An 18,215-nucleotide genomic window follows, 5' to 3' on the forward strand; every position below is an offset into this window, starting at 1 on the left:
GCAGATAACCAGATCATAAATACGGCTAATCAATGCCACTGGACGTACCGGAAGCCATAAGGTAGCTTCCCGCTCAATATATTTATTTATCGCCAATATTATTGAGGGCTAATCATGCGTCCATCAGGCCGTACTCCTGACCAAATGCGTCAGGTTACTATTGAAACCAACTTCAGCAAACATGCCGAAGGATCTTGTCTGATCAAATTCGGCGATACGCACGTGCTTTGCACGGCATCAGTCGAAGACAGCACACCACCATGGCTTCGCAATTCTGGAAAAGGATGGATCACTGCCGAATACGGTATGCTCCCCCGTGCAACCCACAGCCGTTCAAATCGGGAAGCAGCTCGCGGCAAGCAGTCTGGCCGGACACAGGAAATCCAGCGTCTGATCGGCCGCTCTCTGCGTGCGGTTGCTGATATGTCAGGCTTTGGCGAACGTCAGATCAAAATTGACTGTGACGTTCTACAGGCCGACGGTGGCACACGTACAGCTTCCATTACAGGTGGTTTTGTTGCCCTTCATCTTGCATTCCAGCACATGAAGAAACTCGGCATGATCGAAGAAATTCCGCTGACAGACCACGTTGCAGCTATTTCTTGCGGTATTTTCGAAGGCACACCCGTTTTGGATCTCGATTACCCCGAAGATTCCAATGCTCAGGCTGATTCAAACTTTGTCCTGACAGGCTGCCTCGGCGTTGTTGAAATTCAGGGTACAGCCGAAGAAAAGCCTTTTTCTCGCGATGAGTTCAACGCTCTTCTCGACCTTGCGGAAAAGGGTGTATCTGAGCTTGTAGAACTACAGAAACAGGCTATCTCTGACGCGTAAAAAGACTGTTAGAAAAAGATACGACCAAAAAGACAAGCAGGAACAAACTCATGACTCAGGCTGAAAAAACATTCCCTGAAAAGACTCTGCGAGATAGTAAACTTGTTCTCGCCAGTCATAATCCGGGAAAATTACGCGAAATAGCCGAGCTTTTGGCTCCCTATGGCGTTGACGTTATTTCAGCCGGAGATCTTGGCTTACCTGAACCTGTCGAAGATGGGGAAACCTTTGCAGCAAATGCGGAAATAAAAGCGCTTGCAGCTGCAAAGGGATCCGGTCTACCTGCACTTTCAGATGACAGTGGACTGGCCGTTACTGCCTTGGATGGTGATCCCGGTATTTATTCTGCCCGTTGGGCCGGACCTGAAAAGGATTTTTCTTTGGCAATGGAAAAGGTCGAAGAAGAACTGCAAAAAGCCGCAAAAACAGGCCAAGACAGCCGTGCAGCCTACTTTGTTTGCGCCCTTTGCCTCGCCTGGCCAGATGGTACGACAGAAGTCTTCGAAGGTCGTGTAGATGGTACTATTGTACATCCAGCGCGCGGCCTACAGGGGTTTGGTTATGATCCAATTTTTCAGGCTGATGGTGAGACAATAACATTCGGTGAGATGGATCCAGCACGCAAACACTCAATGAGCCATCGTGCCCGTGCCTTTGCATTGCTTGTTGCCAAAAAATTCACCCCTAGGGCCTGAACCAAAGTCCGCACATCAACTTTGCTGGCCTTTAAACGAGACTGAATTCACTGTGCTAAACTAGTCAGAACTAGTTTAAACTCATTTCCGGCTGACCTCTAAAGGGACTGCGTTTTGATAAACACTCCAAGTTCCGGCTCTTCCCTTCCCGCTGCGGCACAGCGCGGATTTGGTATCTATATACACTGGCCCTTTTGCTTGAAAAAGTGCCCCTATTGCGATTTCAACAGCCACGTCCGCAAAGAAGTTTCTCAGGAACGGTGGCGCGCAGCCCTTTTACAGGAACTTGATCACTACGCCGACTTATTGAAGAGATCTGGCGGTGAAGGCAGAATTGTTAGCTCAGTGTTTTTTGGCGGTGGCACTCCATCTCTCATGGCGCCGGAAACTGCCGAAGCACTGATTCAACGAATTCGAAAACACTGGCCCTGTACGAATGACCTTGAAATTACATTGGAAGCCAACCCAACTTCTGTTGAATCAGATAAGTTCGCTGCTTTCGCCCAAGCAGGTATCAATCGCGTATCTCTTGGGATTCAGTCTTTAAATGATCAGGATCTCCAGTTCTTGGGGCGAGAACATTCTGCAGCGGAAGCTCTTAAGGCAATTGATGTTGCCCGGCAGAACTTCGAACGCTTTTCTTTTGATCTGATCTACGCGCGTCCTAAGCAAGAGAAACAAAGCTGGGAAGACGAGCTAGAGCGGGCCCTAAACGAAGGCACCAAGCACCTTTCTCTCTATCAGTTAACAATTGAAGAGAATACACCGTTTCATGGTGCACGTCGTCGTGGAGAACTTAAAGAACTCAACCCAGACATTGCAGCAGAACTATACGATGTCACCAACAATGTTATGGCACGACATGGATTGCCCAACTATGAAATATCAAACTATGCCAATCCCGGGGAAGAAAGCCGCCATAACATAACCTATTGGAAATACGGCGATTATATCGGCATCGGCCCCGGAGCTCATGGACGGCTGACATTGGCAGACAACACCTCTTTAGGAAACAAAATCGCGACAAGGCAGCACAGAGCACCGGAAATTTGGCTCAACACTGTAGAGCAAGCTGGTCATGCAACTCGAACACACGATTCAATTTCGACTACCGAACGTTTTGAAGAAATGCTCATGATGGGGTTGCGTTTGAGCGAAGGTATTAAACTAGAAGATGTCCGGGATGAAACAGATCAAAACCTGACAGATCTGATTCAACCCGATAAAGTGAATCAACTTGTACAAGAAAGCTTGCTATCTCTTGATAACAAGAGAATACGAGCCACAGTTGAAGGCAGAACCCGACTTAACAGCGTACTCTCTTATCTATTGGCATAACCACCTCTACAACCCAAGAATTACGCCAAAAATACAAAAAGAAATCTTTCGCGTAAGAATATCATTCTATCCACGTTGACAAGCGTGCTAAATCATTTCAAAAATAGCCATGGCTAACTATGATTATTCCTCTTCACTCTTAGATTTCTCAGATGCCCCTGACGAAATCCTTCGCATACTGAAGATATGGCAAGATCATAAGCCCGCTCAAGGTAACCCCTATAAAAACGAGATGGATCCGTTAAGGTATCGCAAACACCTTGGTCGGTTTTGTGTTGTGGAAATTCAGAAAGATCCCCTCGATTTCATATACCGCCTTGATGGTACCGAGATTTCATCCTCTTCCAACGAAGATCTTCGCGGTAAAAGCATCCTTGATGGCACCCCAAGCGAAATCTATCAGGAGCATTTTGAAGAGTTTAAGACAACCTTTCTGGCTTCGGCTCCGCAGATATGGAAAATCTTTTATCGAGACGAAGAGACCTCTGATTATTTACGTCTGATTCTTCCCTACGCACAAAATAATGCCCCAGCCAAAGACTTACCGTCATATTTTATGACTTACTGTTATTCTCTACTTACTCCCGAGGGGCATTTCGAAGCATCACGTTACTCAACCTCAAAGATCTAGCCTATCTATAACTTGCCTGTTCATCAAACAGATGAGACAAGGCAATAAATAGAGGATTTATGCATGCTACACCTAGAAAAAGCCGCCGCCATTATTTATCAGCAAGCTTCCAAAAGACCCGATTTTGAGGGCTTGAGCACTGATGAAAAGTGGAACGACATTGCCGTCGATAAAGACCGCGTTATCAAGACTCTGACCCATAAATGGAAAGGCTGTATCTCTCTGATAGCAGAACTGAAAGAACACCCGGATGTCAAAGCTACTAGAATTGCGGATCTCCCGGAAAACTACAGGCTAGAGAAGCTTGAAGGACCAAAGGCTGATGATGGGAAATTGCTGGAAGATACGGCAAGAGCAATGGCATCAGCCGTCCTAGATGCTGCATTAGCTCAATATATAAATAGATAACCATCGTTTAACGACAGGATTCAGTTGTGAGTCACTTCACAAAAGAGCAACTCAATAGCTTATCTTTTTGGCGCGACCTCAATCCACATCTCACAATCAGCTCAAATTACCTGAACGCAACTCCGACTCAAACGATTGTCGATGATCTACTATCCAGCGCATCTGATTCGTTATGGCAAGACGGATACCTGAATTGCCAAAATGTTTTTACAGAGCAGGATATACTGCCCCTTCGTCAGGCAATGGAAAAGCTCTACGATCATAATCTGCCACAGGCATTTATTTATCTTTATGATGAATCCTGGGAACTGTTTTTCCGTTTGCGCAAGCTCTTACAAAATTTTCTGGGGGATAACTACAGCGTCCTCCCCCATTTTTGGGCTTGGTACATCATTCCCGGCAAAGCAAAAGGCTGGCCACCACACAGAGACAGCGCCGATCAATCAGTGATCGAACTCTACGGACAGGAAATGTTAGTCTCTCTAAGCCTTTGGATTCCTTTAACGGATGCAACGCCTGAAAATGGCTGTATGTCTGTGCTTCCCCTCAGTTGTGAACAAGACTATGAAACGCCCGTTACCGATCCATCCCAAATAGCCCTACAGGACATCCTATGCCTGCCTGCTAAAGCTGGCTCAGTATTAGGGTGGCGACAGGACCTCTATCACTGGGGTGGTCGAAGCCACAGAAATGCCGAAACCCCAAGATTAAGTCTCTCGCTCGAGTTTCAAAATTCTGCCTTGGATCCGCTCTGCGAACCCTTGTTAGACCCCAAGCATCCCCCATCCCCTGAAGAACGCCTTAACCTCATCTTCCAACAGTTCGAAAAATACAAACATATCGCTGACCTCCCCAAAAATTTTGAAGCTCGATAATAAATCAGTGATCTACGAATCTGGGGAATTTCGCAACAGCCGCAAAGCGTTCAAAGTAACTAACACCGTTCCCCCTGTATCAGCTAACACAGCCATCCAAAGCCCGGTCATCCCAAACAAAGTTGTCATCAAGAATACCCCCTTGAGACCCAGCGCCAAAGCAACATTTTGGTGAATATTGGACATGGTCTGACGTCCACGACGAATCAATACAGGCAGGTCCTGTAGCTTATTTTGCATCAACGCAATATCAGCCGCTTCCAGAGCAACATCAGTACCGCCCCCCATTGCGATACCAACATCGGCAACTTTAAGAGCAGGCGCATCATTTATACCATCGCCAACCATCACGACAGCACCCTTGGCCCGCAACTCATCAATTTCCCTAAGCTTATCCTGAGGCATCAAACCTGCTTTTACAGTAAGCCCTAACTCACTCCCCAGCGCTTTGCCGGTTTTCGGGTTATCCCCGGTAAGCATAATGGTTTCAATACCAAGCTCCTGCAATTGGCTCAGGGTATCACTAGTCTCTTCCCGCGGTTCATCACGTAAAGCCAATACCCCGGCAAGGGCATTATTAATTATCACAACAACAACAGTTTTTCCCTGTGCCAAAAGTCCCTGTGCCTGTTCATAAATTTTTGCATTTCCAGATAGTTGTTCTGCAAAATAATCTGTAGATCCGACAGCAACCATACGTCCTTCGACATTTCCCAAAGCTGCCTTTCCGGTTATGGATTGGGCCTCTGTTACAGCCGGAATCTCTATGCCTTGGTCTTCGGCATAACGAACAACCGCTTCAGCCAAGGGATGGCTTGATCCTCGCTCCACAGCCGCAGTCAAGCGGATCATCTCTGCCGCATCGTCCTGTGCAATAACATCTGTAACCTGTGGCTTGCCTTCAGTCAGCGTACCCGTTTTATCAAAGGCCATGGTTTTAGCTCGGGACAACAACTCCAGGGCTGCCCCCCCTTTAATCAACAACCCACGACGTGCGGAAGCTGCAAGGGAAGAAGTCACCGCAGCCGGAACAGAAATAACCAAAGCACAAGGACAAGAAATAATGAGCAAAGTAAGTGCCTTGTAGATCCAAACGTCCCAAACACCATTGAAAAACAACGGGGGAATCACAGCGACCAATAGTGCAACAATCATCATTGCTGGCGTATACCAGGATGAAAAACGATCGATAAAACGTGCAACAGGGGCTTTGTGTTCCTCTGATTCTTCGATCAACCTTATGATACGATCTAACGTGTTATCACCAGCTTCCGACGTCACACGAAAGGTTGTAAGTTTCTCAAGAACAAGCGCCCCAGCCTGAGCTGCGTCATCTACATCTCTGTTTCGGGGAATAGATTCACCCGTCAGAGCAGCTTCGTCCAAAATCGCCATCTGATTGAGAACAATCCCATCAGCAGGTAATCTTTCACCCGGGCGGACTTCAATTACATCACCAACAGACAAGTCCTCAGCTGGGACTTCCCGACGATCGTTCCCTTGAACCAGCCGGGCAACTTTAGGCTGGAGATCAAGCAATAGCGTCACGCCTTCTCGCGCTTTATTCGCGGCCCGCTGCTCCAAGGATTCACCAATTAAAAAGAGGAATAACACCATTGATGCTTCGAGGGCTTCGCCCAGAAGTAAAGCCCCAATCGCAGCAACCGTCATCAAAGTTTGGATACCAAAATACTGCCCAAAACGAATAGATCGTACTGTATTGAGAAAAATCGGAATCAAACCAGCTAAAGCCGCGACACTATAATAAACACGTGCATTTTCCGCGTTAACCTGTGCCAACACCACCGCAACAACTAGCGCGACGCCCGCAATAAACATCTTACCAGCACTTCCGCTCAAGAATGCTTTAACCTGATCAAGATGACCAAAATCAGAACCATTTGAAATTGCTGTCGGTGTTTGACTCTGGGCCTGCGAGGAAGAGCAACAGCTTGAACTTCTTTTTACCTTATCCAAATTGCCGTCGACGACTTCAGTTAGACCAAAACCCAAGCCCGTAACAACCTTTTGTATATCGTCTTGAGTAACTTCGCTCGGGTTAAAATCTGTGTTCAAGCGTTCACGTGCAAAAGAAATTCGCGCCGTATGAATACCCGGTAATCTGTCGACTGCTTTTTCAATTGATTTTGCACAACTGGGGCAATCCATACCACTGATTGTCCAGACCATATGATGGTGGAGCTCTTTAATTTCCGCGATTATAGCAATAATCGCATCCTTAATATCCTCGCCCCCAACCCAAGAGACAGCCTTGCGGGAAACCTCAAAAGAAGACAGCCCAGGCAAAGATTCGAGCCTTTTGCTAATTCGATCCCGACAATCCCCACAGCTTTCAGCTTCAGGCATATAATCTACAAATAAAAGTGTTTGCGCCATAACCAACCTAAACATGAAAAATTATTCATATGAAACTATATTCATACTTAAATTAAGTCAAGAGCCCGTGGGAAAATTAAGTTTGATACAAGAAGAAGTAGCATCTTACCAACCGCCGCCGCCACCGCCACCGCCACCGCCACCAGAGGAGCCACCACCACTTGATGAACTACTAGACGACGAGCTTGGCGGACTTGAAGCAGAAGAAATTGTATGTCCGATACCACTTGTCAGCCCACTAGCAATAGAGCTTGAACTGCGCGAAAAGGAATCCCCACTATACCAGCGTGGTTTATAATCCATCGGGGCCTGATTCATAATGGTCAGATAGCTTTGTAATCTTTCTGACCATTGATCTTCGACCCCAAGAGCCATCGCAAAAGGCAAATGCTGCTCAAACACATGCTCATTAAAATTAGGCTCTGGACCAATAGCTTCTAGCCGTTCGCCTTCAGCTACAGATAGATACAGCTTATATCCTTCCAATTGATCAAGAATCTTCTGACCCTTTACACTTGGCGCTTCCATCAAATAGCTAAAAACCAGCATGACGGTAAAAATCAAAAGAACAGTACCGTAATTTTCAGCTGAGAAGGCCTGATCAGTAACTAGTTCTCCTACAGATAAAGAACAGTAGGGGATCACCAAAAAAATAGCCAAAGGCAAAAGCGCGGAAATATTTTTTGGAAGCCCGGACTTTGCCATTCGTTCTGACAGGATCCTGCACAGAGGCGGCAAAACGACCCCGGAAAAAATACCAAAAAAAGCCATAAAAAAGAGCGCTGGGACGATAAGATCACCGCCAGCATAGATCAGTGACATAATAACACCGCCAAGCCCGATCAAAAATCCGATAAGCCACTTACCAGTGTTTGCCGCAAAATAGCCAGATCCATACTCGTTACTGACTGCTTCACCAAAAAAGCCGACCACAGAAGCAAATCTGGAATCGTATTTCCGCTTTAATTTATATTCATCTTCAGGATTAGGCAGTAGTCGGTCAATGATCGTCCATTCCCCTCGTGGCAAACTATCCAGATCTGCTTTTTCTGTTCTCTTCAGGCAATAGTCACTTTTGCTCTGATCAATGGTTATATATCCTTTTGTAGCCAGACTTGTCAGCGCAACAACGAATGCTGTTTTCTGGCTATAACCTTTCCGAAACCCTAAATGGTTCAGATACCCAGCCGCTGCAGGGGAAATATTTTTTGGACCTTTAAAAAGGGGTATAACAATACCAGCCACCGGATCACGGCCTGCATAAAACCAGACGATAGAATAATACATCAAGACAATGACCAGCGTCACAATTCCAATCAAGAAGCTGGTATTGCCTTCAACATAATCTTCAGCTTGCTCAAAGTTATCCGGGACGAGGACAAAGCCCGTTGGCCAACTAACGGCTACGGTAAAGCCTTCGCTAACTTGTAAAAAACGTGTCGTCGTAAATGAGATTCCGTCCGAAGTTAAATTTGATTCATAGTCACTTCCATCCTCGCCTTGATACCCTGTATAGCCAATAGAATGCATCACATTCGCACCAGTCGGGAGATCGATGTTTGCAACGACTTTATCAATAGGAAAATTCCAATCATTACCAGTTACATTCCAGTACAGCTCATCCATCGTATCCAGATGCGTGAGTTGGCGCGTCGTTATGTAGGTAATTTCATAGGTATATTCACCCGGTGGTAATAGGTAATCAGACCGCCCCAAATAAAGGCGGATACCATTGCTAAGATCTTTTATATGGTAATCTTCATTCTGTCCGTCTCGCGCAACAGAATAGAGCTGAAATCCAACCGAATAATCCTTACCCCGAACTTTGTATTTAGTGGGAAAATCTCTATAGATTCCCCTTGCTATATTTTTACCCTCAGCACGAACTGTTATTGTTTCTGTAATTCTCAAACTGCTATCTTCTTGAACAGCAATGTCAGAAACTAATAGCTTAATCCGTTCATCAGCCAATACAAAAGATGGCGCAAATAGGATCAACGCTCCTAGTAACAAAGCCCCAAAGTTCCACTTACGAAAAATTTGATCGTTCATAGTTGTACTCGTGGTGCCTGCCGGCCATCTGAATTTTCCAGCTGAAAATACTCTGCGCGGGTAAAGCGAAACTGTTTTGCGATTAAGTTACTGGGAAAGCTTTCGACAGAAACGTTCATCAATCGCACGGCGCCGTTATAATACCGACGCGCCATCTCAATATCATTTTCAACTTCTGTCAGGGTGGATTGAAGATCAAGAAAGCTATTATCTGCTTTTAGATCCGGATAATTTTCCGCAACCAAAAGCAACCTCGCCAAGGCAGACGCAAGGCCTCCTTCGACCTCCCCACGCTTATCAACACCGCTTCCAGAAGAACTCACACACTGTGCTCTTAATTCCGTAACATCGGTTAGCGTGGATTTTTCGTGTGCGGCGTATCCCTTAACAACCTTGACCAGATTGGGGATCAAGTTGCTTCGCTTTTTTAGCTGAACATCAATACCGCTCCAACCTTCAGAAACTTGCTGACGGTATTTCACCAACCGGTTATAGGCAAATATAGCCCACAGGATCACCAAGGCGGGAATGCCAATTCCAAGAACAGGCAAAAGAAACGACGAAGGCATACACAGTCCACAATAGAATTAAATATGCCCTCACTATACAGCGCGTGTAAAAAGCTGCTAGCAGGTATTTTGTATCAATTGTTGCTGTTACTTTATTTTAATCGAGATCTTCCAGAACATGGTGTGCCATGTCTGCAATGACATGGCGAATATGTTCATCTGCCAACTCATAATGAACATGGCGTCCAGCCTTTTTAGACACCAAGATCCGCGCGTCTCTGAGATGGCGTAGATTGTGGCTGGTCAGCGACTGGGATTGCCCTGTAGCTTTTGAAAGCTCACTGACAGAACAAGGATGCTGAAAACAACACAGGCAAAGCCGTAACCGGCCTTCGTCACCCAAAGTCTTGAAGATGCTGCTCAAGCTCTCAACACCCCTGCCCCCAAGATCGGGAAGCCCCTGACAGCAAATCTCGTCTCCTGAAGTATCAGAGATGACAGGCTGACAATTTTGATGATCTTCTATCGCCACAATTCTACTTTCGATGATCGTTAGATAACCAAGCCACTTATGATCAATTAACCAAAGGTGTAAAGCTTGCCGGGGCAGGATCAACAACATTGATCAAATCACGCTCCAACGACAAAATAGCCAAACCGCGTTCACTCCGGCCATCTGTATGAAGACGGAAAACACCATCAAGACCGGCAAAACCTTGCGAATTAGTCAAAAGGCTCTTCGAATAATTCACGGCAGTGGATTGGCTTTCGGCCTGACGGGCAATAACAGCTGCCAGCGCAACGGAATCATAGGCAAGGGTCACGATACGGGGTGGTGTCCGGCCATATAGTACTTTGTAACGATCTTTAAAGCTTTCCCAATGCACCGGGGAAGGAGCAGCATACCAGCTACCAACCAGTGCCGGTTCACGACCAAGCTTGGGGTTATTCCACAGGGCTGTACCAAGATATTTTACCTGATTAGGATCAACATCATAATAGTTCAGTAACGGCGCAATCGTTAACAATTGCTTGCCACCCGTAGGAATAATAATAGCTTCATAATTTGGCGGACTAAGCGTATCGCGCCCGCGAAGCCGCGCAAGGGCTCTTCGTGACGCTGCATCACCCCGAGACTTCAACGTTGCTTTATGGGCCAGAAGAGACTGATGACGTGCGTTGTAATTGGCAATCGCCTTTACTTTCTCTTCCAGATCGGAATCTGACGGATTGAAAAAGCCAAGCCGCGTTAATTCTACGCCTGATCCATAAGATTGAATTTGCAACGCGCTGACAATACGCCGGCCATAATCGTTATCAGGAGCAAAAACAGCAACCCGTCGAATGCCCTGAGCTGCGGCATAATTCACGACACGTCTGATTTGTTCTTCCGGTGTTAGCCCCAACACATAAATACCATCGCCAGCGACAGCCTGATCGTTCGAGAAAGAAAGGACATTAATTCCCGCCTGACGAGCCAAGGGAGTGATGGCAGAAACAGATGTCGCGAATAGAGGGCCGATCACCAGATCAACCTGTTCATTAACAAGCGATTCCATTGCCATACGCGCACCTGTTGGTGTGCCCGCTGTATCTCGTACCACCAGATCAAATTTTTCGCCGGACACATCAAACAAAGCAAGTTGCGCTGCATTCAAAAGAGATTCACCAATCGCCTTATGGCGACCACTCAACGGCAAAAGAAACCCAACTTTTGTTCGTCTCTCGCTGATTACAACAGTTTCTGCCGTATCAAGGTCCGCGAAGGGGTCTATCTCTTCGATAACTTCAGGTTCCGTAATTTCCGGCTCGACAGCGTTTTGCACAGATTCTGACTGACTTTCTTCAACCTCTGGGGTTTCTGCCGTTGCGTCCGGCCCCTTTTTCATGGTTGTCTGACAACCAGAGATCAGAATAGAAAGCAAGATGATCGCTGGTAGGGAAACAAGCCGACGGCTAATACCCATGCCTTTTACAACAAAGAAAGTTGCCAACGTTGAGCTCAAAACAGTCATCCTCTCAAAATCATCCTGTCACCAAGTCCGAAGGGACTAATAAAACACTTACCGAGGAACAAGCCAACAGTCGACCAGCCCTAAGCAGCGATAAACCTGAACCAGCACTTTACCTCGTTGCCACCCCTATCGGCAACATGGGGGATATTACGGACCGTGCAAAAAAAATTCTTGCCGCCGCAGACCTTATCGCCTGTGAAGACACACGTGTCACCAAAAAGCTTGCCCAAGCCTTTGGCTTTACAGCCCCCTTGGTCGCCTATCACGAGCATAATGCTGACAAGGTAAGGCCTAAGCTTATTGAAAAGGTAAAAAAAGGCAATGTCGTGGCCTTAGTTTCCGATGCAGGAACTCCTTTAATATCCGATCCGGGATATAAACTAGCGAATAGTGCCCATGAAGAAGGTATCACCTTGACCTCTATTCCAGGTGCTTCGGCTCCTATTAATGCCCTTATATTGTCCGGCCTTCCAACAGACCGTTTTTTCTTTAATGGCTTTCTCCCCAATAAGACAGGCCCTCGTTGCAAGGCTCTTAAAGAGCTGGTTGCGATTCCCTCAACACTTATATTTTTCGAATCTACACACCGCTTGGCTGGCTCTTTAGCCGATATGTACAACGTCCTTGGTAATCGGCCTGCCGCAGTAACACGCGAACTGACAAAGAAGTTTGAAGAAATACGCCGTGGAAATCTGAAAGAATTGGTAGAACATTATGCCGAAGCGGGAAATCCCAAAGGCGAGATCGTCGTTGTTGTTGGGCAAGATAATACAAAATCCAACGAACTAACCGAACAGGACCTAGACGATCAAATTAGAAGTGCTTTGGAAAACAATTCACTCAGAGATGCCGCCGCTTTGGTCAGTACCGCCACAGGGTTACCTAAAAAGAAGGTCTATCAACGCGCACTGGAGCTTTCCAAAGGCAGCTGAATGTCCAGTTTCTTTTTAAACAAACCCAAAAAGAACAGCTATACGACAGGCCGCTATGCAGAAACGATTGCAGCGATGTATTTACGGTGCAAGGGGTACCAAATTCTTGCCCGAAACTATAAAACCAAGGTCGGCGAAATTGATCTGATAGCAAAGAAAAGATCACTGATATGTTTCTTGGAAATAAAAAAAAGAAAAAGTGTGGAAACAGCTTCACAAGCAATTCACCAAAAACAACAAAAACGGATCATTCGTACCGCAGAATATTTTTTAAAGCATAACCCTTTTTATCAGAATTTTGACAAAAGGTTTGATGCCATTCTTATTGGTGCCACAGTTTTCCCTTATCACATAAAAAATGCGTGGCAGGTTCATTAAACAAACCGTACAAAGACTTTAGAATAGATATTATGGACCTCAAATCTTGAGGTCAGGTCATTTAACAGGAGTAATTTCACCATGACCAAGGCGGGGATAGCACTTAGATTAACATTTACCTTAATTGGAATGGCCATATTAAGTGGGTGCAGCACAACTGGCGCCGTCATCGGTGCTGGTGCTATCGCAGCAAATACTGCCGCAGAAGAACGATCCTTTCAAAAGGCCGTTACAGATGTTCAAATCCAGCTGGAAATAAATGATCTTTTTTTACGAGAGAACGTCTCTATTTTCAGAAAAGTGAACACTCAGGTTAATGAAGGTAAAGTGTTGCTCAGCGGCAATGTCGAACTGCCGGAACACCGTATCATCGCGGTACGTGAAGCTTGGAAAGCAACCGGGGTTCGTGAAGTCATCAACGAGATCGAAGTCAATAACGACAGCGGCATCACTGACTACGCACGTGACGTCTGGATTAATACACAGTTAAAAACAGTTCTATTGTTCGACAAAGAGGTCACTTCGATCAACTACAATATTGATACGGTTAATCAGAGTGTTTATCTGCTAGGCATTGCCCAAAATCAACAGGAAGTGAACCGCGTGATCGCGCATGCCAAGGATATCGACTACGTCAAACGGGTTGTCAGCTATGTCACCTTAAAAGACGATCCCTCTAGGACACAATAATCCTGTTCAAATGACCCTAAGCGGCGGTATTATTGTTTTTTACCGCCGCTAAAAAATTAAAAAGCTCAATGTTGCACCGGACATCACTATCCCACGCAGATATTAACCATCACCTGAAAAATGTCGGCCAGACAAATGACGATGATATTTCTATTTCTGAAACAGCCCTTTTAATTGCTGCACAAGACCGCCAGTCCAATACCATTGATCGGTATAGGGATCATCTGGATAATCTAGTTTTACAGACCGAAGATCTTTTGATCCAAATAAAGCAGCACAAAGATAACCTTGGGCTCAACGACATCCTGAATTCCATCGAAACCGTTCTTTATGATATCAACGGCTACAAGGGCGATACAGAAACATATGACAGCCTGGATAATGCAAACCTTATTGCCGTGATAGAGCGGCGCAAAGGTTTGCCCATTGTTCTGGGCATTCTTTACTTGCACATTATACGCTCTTTAAATCTTAAACAGCCGCTATTGGCTGCCGGGTTGAATTTTCCCGGACATTTTTTGATTCGAATTTCATATGAAAAAGAGCATGTCATTATCGATCCCTTTGAACGGGGAAAGATTCGAGATACGCCTTGGTTACGCGCAACCTTGAAAAACTTTCTGAGTGATCAAGCAGAACTAAGGGCCGAGTTTACACAATCCGTCAGCAACAGAAATATCCTCTTACGACTTCAGAATAATATAAAAGTGCGATTGATTCAGGCGGAAGAACCCGAAAAAGCTCTTGAGGTGTTGGAAAAAATGCTTCTCATTGCCCCCGATGAGCCTGCTATATGGCACGAAGCAGGTATGCTTCAGGCATTTTTAAATAACATTCTTGCTGCAATTAAGACTCTGGAACACTATCTACTTATCGAAGAAGACCACAGAGGTCTTATGGAAGCATCTCAGATGCTTCAAAAATTGAAAGCACAACTGAACTGATCGACTAGGGAATATGACCTCATGACACTTTCCGTTGCCATCCAGATGGACCCAGTATCAACCATTGACATCAATGGCGACAGCTCTTTCATCTTGGGCCTTGAGGCGCAAAAACGTGGCTATAAACTGTACCATTACCTGCCAAAAGATCTTTCCATGAAAGGATCGCAGGTTTATGCCAAATGCCGCCCGGTAGAGTTCAGACGAGAACAGGGAAATCACGCTACTCTTGGTGAAGTTCAAACTATTGACCTCGCCACCATAGACGTCATCCTTATGCGTCAGGACCCCCCATTTGACATGTCCTACATTACTGCGACGCACCTGTTGGACCATGTGCATCCCCAGACACTTGTCGTAAATGACCCCAGCTGGGTCAGAAATTGTCCAGAGAAACTTTTCATTTCTGAATTTCCCGAACTTATGCCACCAACCCTGATCACAAATGATCTGGATGAAATCAAAGCCTTCCGAGCGGAATATAAAGACATTATTGTAAAACCGCTCTACGGGAACGGTGGTGCAGGGGTTTTCCACATCAAACCTGATGATGAAAACCTGAATTCTGTGTTTGAACTATTTGAAGAACATTATCGCGAGCCGATTATCGCGCAACTATACCTGCCAGATGTTCGCAAAGGTGACAAACGTATCATCCTGATCGACGGCGAACCCGCCGGTGCCATTAATCGCGTGCCCGCAGAAGGCGAAGCCAGATCCAATATGCACGTTGGTGGACGACCAGACCCAATCGGCCTGACAGAACGTGATCGTCAAATCTGTGCGGCGATCGGTCCGACACTGAAAGAACGTGGCCTTATCTTTGTTGGCATTGATGTCATCGGTGATTACATGACAGAAATCAACGTGACATCCCCCACTGGAATTCAGGAAATAAACCGTTTCAACGGTGTTTCACTCGAAGTTAATATCTGGGATTCAATTGAAGATAAGATAAACAAATAATCGCGCTTTCATCTAAGCAAACACTTCATTCCGGTTAGTGCCAACCAAGGCACTTGCCGGAATCAACTTGTCGTTCTGACCAGCTGCCACTTGATAAACGCCAAGAAACTCGCTTATAGCCTCATCAAACCAACGTGTATCACCTATGTCTGAGGGTAAGTACCGTGTTTTGGAAGGTCGTCATCCAAATCATAGTAGTCTCCTTTTTTGGAAACATAGATATGGCTAGATGTCTGCATACCAGTATCCCCATCAATCGTCCCGCTCATGATCCCCATTTTATCGCGATTTGCCTGATCCCAGAATAAGCTGGATCCACAGTTGGCGCAAAACCCGCGCTGAGCTCGATGAGACGATTGATACCACTTCAGGCTTTTATTCGAGATAATTTTGAAATCATCTTTGGAAACAGCCGTAGCAGAAACAAAGTGACCACTGGTTTTGCGGCATTGAATACAGTGGCACGCTATGGAATCACGTAACTCGCCAGTGATTTCAAACCGCACATCACCGCAAAGACAAGACCCTGTCTTCTTATCCATTACCATTCCCCTTAATACAAACTTTTCTGATATCTTCCTTCCATGGTCGCATCATATTCATCTGCATCAAGTCCACCAGCGACATGATCGGCCAATATCTGCCCCATTGACGGTAAAGCTTTCCGATCAACAATTTTAGCGGGGTTCCAAATTTCTGAACGCATAATAGATTTAGCGCAGTGTATATAAGCTTCATGAACCGTCACGACCAAAGCACAGCGAGGTTCTTTTCCATCAACAGATAGATCTTTCAACAGATCAGGTTCTACTGAAATCTGCACAACACCATTAATCCGTAAAGTCTCTTTGACCCCGGGTATCATAAATAAAAGACCAACTTGCGGATTATCCAGCAGGTTAAGTAAACTATCGATTCGATTATTACCGGGACGATCCGGTATAGCCAGTTGAGTGTCGCTCAACACTTTAACAAAACCAGGCGCATCCCCTTTAGGCGAACAATCTGCCCCCAACTTCGGACTGCTTGTTGCCATCGTTAAAAAGGGACATTTGTTGATAAAGGCACGGCAATGTTTATCAAGCTTCTGCAATACCTTTTTATCAGCACGGGGACTTCTTTCCCCGTAAATTTTTTTGAGATCTTCAATCGTCTTAACAATATGAGGCATAAAATTATAAACCTGTTTGGAAAAGGAACGAAGTTATAGAACGATCCCCTTAAACAAGCTCAAGATTAAGCAGGGATTATCGCTCTTCAGGCTTTACAGACTTTATAGTAGTCGAAAATGCTTTCAACTCTTCATTGGAATATTTTGTATGAATTCTTGTCTCAGAAGGTTTCTGGTGATTTCTTGACAGTCCAGTACGGTATTCTGTCGTCGGGCGTATAGGCCGCGGCATGAAGCCACCACCGCAGTTGGGACAAACATTTTCTAAAATTCCATCCATACAGTCGCGACAAAAGGTGCACTCATAAGTGCAAATCATGGCATCCATTGCCGACGGCAAAAGATTCTTGTCACAACATTCACAGTTCGGTCTGAGTTCAAGCATATTCCAATTCCCAATTTTCCTTACTTCAGGGAAGTATGAATACTCAAGAGTACAAAGAAAATGCCACTTTTGTATCAAATGTTGCCAAAATAATCTGTCAGACTAATCGCCAATAGCCGCGATCATATCACCCGGAAAATCGGTTATAATACTGTCGACGCCCATAGCTACAAGCTCAACACCGCGATCAACCTCATTAACTGTATAGGTCGCTGTCGCATAGCCCGCTTGCTTGATTTCTTTAACGAGTTCGGGAGTGTACATCTTATGCCATAAATGAATTGCCGAGCACTCCAAACGCTTCGCATTTTCCTGCCAACCCGTTATATCATCATAAAGCAACAGGCCTCTGCGATGGTCTGGGGCAAGATCTCTGACAATTTCCAAAGATTTCAGTTTAAAGGAACTGAACAGAGGTTTATCCCAATTTTTCGGCCACATTTTGTTCAGAAGCTCAATCACTTTACGTGCCGTTTCCTCTTCCTCACCATCTGATGGCTTTAATTCGATATTGGGGTGAAGATTATGCTCAATATGGAACAGCAAAAACTCTTCCAGCGAAGGAATTTTCTCGCCACGATACTTCTCGTCAAACCAAGCACCAGCTTCAAACTCTCTGAGTTCGGCAAAGCTATGATTTTTGACCAATGCGTCAATACCGGATGTCCGCTTTAAATCTTGGTCATGATAAATAATGGGAACACCATCTTTGGATAGCTTCACATCAAACTCGGTCCAGCGTACTCCTTGATCAAGAGCTTCGCGCAAGCTTGCCATTGTGTTTTCAGGCCGAACGCCTTTGGCCCCTCTATGAGCCTGAACTCTTGGCAACTTAACAAGCGGAGTGGCGTTTGCCATGCTCCATCTCCCATAACTAAACATGCTGGCGTGGAATAAAAAAACGGACGACCTTAATCAAGATCGTCCGTTTCTTAATACCTGCTTTTTATGACAGGTCAATTACCAGTTTACATGGCTTAGTAGGTCCAGTTTGT

Annotated in this window: 20 protein-coding genes; 11 read left to right on the forward strand and 9 right to left on the reverse strand. The window is 45.5% G+C overall.

Annotated elements, in window-relative coordinates; translation table 11 throughout:
* Nucleotides 1–114 precede the first annotated feature (114 nt).
* The 6 genes from rph to ACN0QW_RS10445 all read left to right on the forward strand — a co-directional run bounded on the left by rph (nt 115) and on the right by ACN0QW_RS10445 (nt 4,781).
* Nucleotides 115–834, forward strand: a complete 720-nt coding sequence (rph, locus tag ACN0QW_RS10420; protein ID WP_417431233.1) for a ribonuclease PH — start codon at nt 115–117, stop codon at nt 832–834.
* A gap of 50 nt (nt 835–884) precedes the next feature.
* Entirely contained in the window at nt 885–1,529 is a 645-nt protein-coding gene (gene rdgB / locus ACN0QW_RS10425; protein ID WP_417431236.1) for an RdgB/HAM1 family non-canonical purine NTP pyrophosphatase, read from the forward strand.
* A 114-nt stretch (nt 1,530–1,643) separates the two neighbouring features.
* Complete coding sequence (gene hemW / locus ACN0QW_RS10430) at nt 1,644–2,867, forward strand: radical SAM family heme chaperone HemW (protein WP_417431238.1); 1,224 nt, start codon at nt 1,644–1,646, stop codon at nt 2,865–2,867.
* 109 nt (nt 2,868–2,976) lie between these two features.
* On the forward strand, nt 2,977–3,498 hold the full coding sequence (locus tag ACN0QW_RS10435; RefSeq protein ID WP_417431240.1) for a PAS domain-containing protein: 522 nt from the start codon (nt 2,977–2,979) through the stop codon (nt 3,496–3,498).
* Nucleotides 3,499–3,561: 63 nt separating this feature from the next.
* Nucleotides 3,562–3,906 carry a hypothetical protein gene (locus ACN0QW_RS10440; protein WP_417431242.1) on the forward strand — a complete coding sequence of 115 codons (345 nt, stop codon included), beginning with the start codon at nt 3,562–3,564 and terminating at the stop codon, nt 3,904–3,906.
* 26 nt (nt 3,907–3,932) lie between these two features.
* Nucleotides 3,933–4,781 (forward strand): phytanoyl-CoA dioxygenase family protein, encoded by an 849-nt coding sequence (locus ACN0QW_RS10445; RefSeq protein WP_417431244.1) that lies wholly within the window; start codon nt 3,933–3,935, stop codon nt 4,779–4,781.
* Between the two features lie 12 nt (nt 4,782–4,793).
* Here ACN0QW_RS10445 and ACN0QW_RS10450 read toward each other — a convergent pair whose 3' ends face one another.
* The 5 genes from ACN0QW_RS10450 to ACN0QW_RS10470 all read right to left on the reverse strand — a co-directional run bounded on the left by ACN0QW_RS10450 (nt 4,794) and on the right by ACN0QW_RS10470 (nt 11,745).
* Entirely contained in the window at nt 4,794–7,178 is a 2,385-nt protein-coding gene (locus tag ACN0QW_RS10450) for a heavy metal translocating P-type ATPase (protein ID WP_417431246.1), read from the reverse strand.
* A gap of 105 nt (nt 7,179–7,283) precedes the next feature.
* The gene (locus ACN0QW_RS10455; protein WP_417431248.1) at nt 7,284–9,230 is read right to left on the reverse strand and encodes a DUF2207 domain-containing protein; all 1,947 of its coding nucleotides are present in this window, start codon (nt 9,228–9,230) and stop codon (nt 7,284–7,286) included.
* Nucleotides 9,227–9,799 (reverse strand): LemA family protein, encoded by a 573-nt coding sequence (locus ACN0QW_RS10460; protein WP_417431250.1) that lies wholly within the window; start codon nt 9,797–9,799, stop codon nt 9,227–9,229. Before ACN0QW_RS10460 ends, ACN0QW_RS10455 begins: the two co-directional genes overlap by 4 nt.
* 97 nt (nt 9,800–9,896) lie before the next feature.
* Nucleotides 9,897–10,361, reverse strand: a complete 465-nt coding sequence (locus ACN0QW_RS10465) for an ArsR/SmtB family transcription factor (protein WP_417431252.1) — start codon at nt 10,359–10,361, stop codon at nt 9,897–9,899.
* Nucleotides 10,315–11,745 carry a penicillin-binding protein activator gene (locus ACN0QW_RS10470; protein ID WP_417431254.1) on the reverse strand — a complete coding sequence of 477 codons (1,431 nt, stop codon included), beginning with the start codon at nt 11,743–11,745 and terminating at the stop codon, nt 10,315–10,317. The genes ACN0QW_RS10465 and ACN0QW_RS10470 overlap by 47 nt, the downstream gene beginning before the upstream one ends.
* Here ACN0QW_RS10470 and rsmI point away from each other — a divergent pair.
* From rsmI to gshB, 5 genes are all read left to right on the forward strand, one after another.
* The gene (gene rsmI, locus ACN0QW_RS10475) at nt 11,736–12,686 is read left to right on the forward strand and encodes a 16S rRNA (cytidine(1402)-2'-O)-methyltransferase (protein WP_417431256.1); all 951 of its coding nucleotides are present in this window, start codon (nt 11,736–11,738) and stop codon (nt 12,684–12,686) included. The two genes, ACN0QW_RS10470 and rsmI, sit on opposite strands and share 10 nt — an antisense overlap.
* Nucleotides 12,687–13,064, forward strand: coding sequence for a YraN family protein (locus ACN0QW_RS10480; protein ID WP_417431258.1), 378 nt, complete (start codon nt 12,687–12,689; stop codon nt 13,062–13,064).
* A gap of 81 nt (nt 13,065–13,145) precedes the next feature.
* On the forward strand, nt 13,146–13,754 hold the full coding sequence (locus ACN0QW_RS10485) for a BON domain-containing protein (RefSeq protein WP_417431260.1): 609 nt from the start codon (nt 13,146–13,148) through the stop codon (nt 13,752–13,754).
* Nucleotides 13,755–13,786: 32 nt separating this feature from the next.
* Complete coding sequence (locus ACN0QW_RS10490) at nt 13,787–14,698, forward strand: SirB1 family protein (RefSeq protein ID WP_417431262.1); 912 nt, start codon at nt 13,787–13,789, stop codon at nt 14,696–14,698.
* 21 nt (nt 14,699–14,719) lie between these two features.
* Nucleotides 14,720–15,664 carry a glutathione synthase gene (gene gshB, locus ACN0QW_RS10495; RefSeq protein ID WP_417431264.1) on the forward strand — a complete coding sequence of 315 codons (945 nt, stop codon included), beginning with the start codon at nt 14,720–14,722 and terminating at the stop codon, nt 15,662–15,664.
* A gap of 143 nt (nt 15,665–15,807) precedes the next feature.
* On the opposite strand, the gene ACN0QW_RS10500 is transcribed toward gshB, so the two are convergent.
* The 4 genes from ACN0QW_RS10500 to ACN0QW_RS10515 all read right to left on the reverse strand — a co-directional run bounded on the left by ACN0QW_RS10500 (nt 15,808) and on the right by ACN0QW_RS10515 (nt 18,078).
* Nucleotides 15,808–16,206 carry a GFA family protein gene (locus ACN0QW_RS10500; protein WP_417431266.1) on the reverse strand — a complete coding sequence of 133 codons (399 nt, stop codon included), beginning with the start codon at nt 16,204–16,206 and terminating at the stop codon, nt 15,808–15,810.
* Between the two features lie 11 nt (nt 16,207–16,217).
* On the reverse strand, nt 16,218–16,835 hold the full coding sequence (locus ACN0QW_RS10505; RefSeq protein WP_417431268.1) for a pyridoxamine 5'-phosphate oxidase family protein: 618 nt from the start codon (nt 16,833–16,835) through the stop codon (nt 16,218–16,220).
* 76 nt (nt 16,836–16,911) lie between these two features.
* Nucleotides 16,912–17,220: a DUF1272 domain-containing protein gene (locus ACN0QW_RS10510; RefSeq protein ID WP_417431270.1), complete on the reverse strand. Its 309-nt coding sequence runs from the start codon at nt 17,218–17,220 to the stop codon at nt 16,912–16,914.
* Nucleotides 17,221–17,322: 102 nt separating this feature from the next.
* Entirely contained in the window at nt 17,323–18,078 is a 756-nt protein-coding gene (locus ACN0QW_RS10515) for a glycerophosphodiester phosphodiesterase family protein (RefSeq protein WP_417431272.1), read from the reverse strand.
* Nucleotides 18,079–18,215: the final 137 nt, after the last annotated feature.

The sequence above is a fragment of the Kiloniella sp. genome (genome assembly GCF_048259265.1).
GTDB lineage: Bacteria > Pseudomonadota > Alphaproteobacteria > Kiloniellales > Kiloniellaceae > Kiloniella.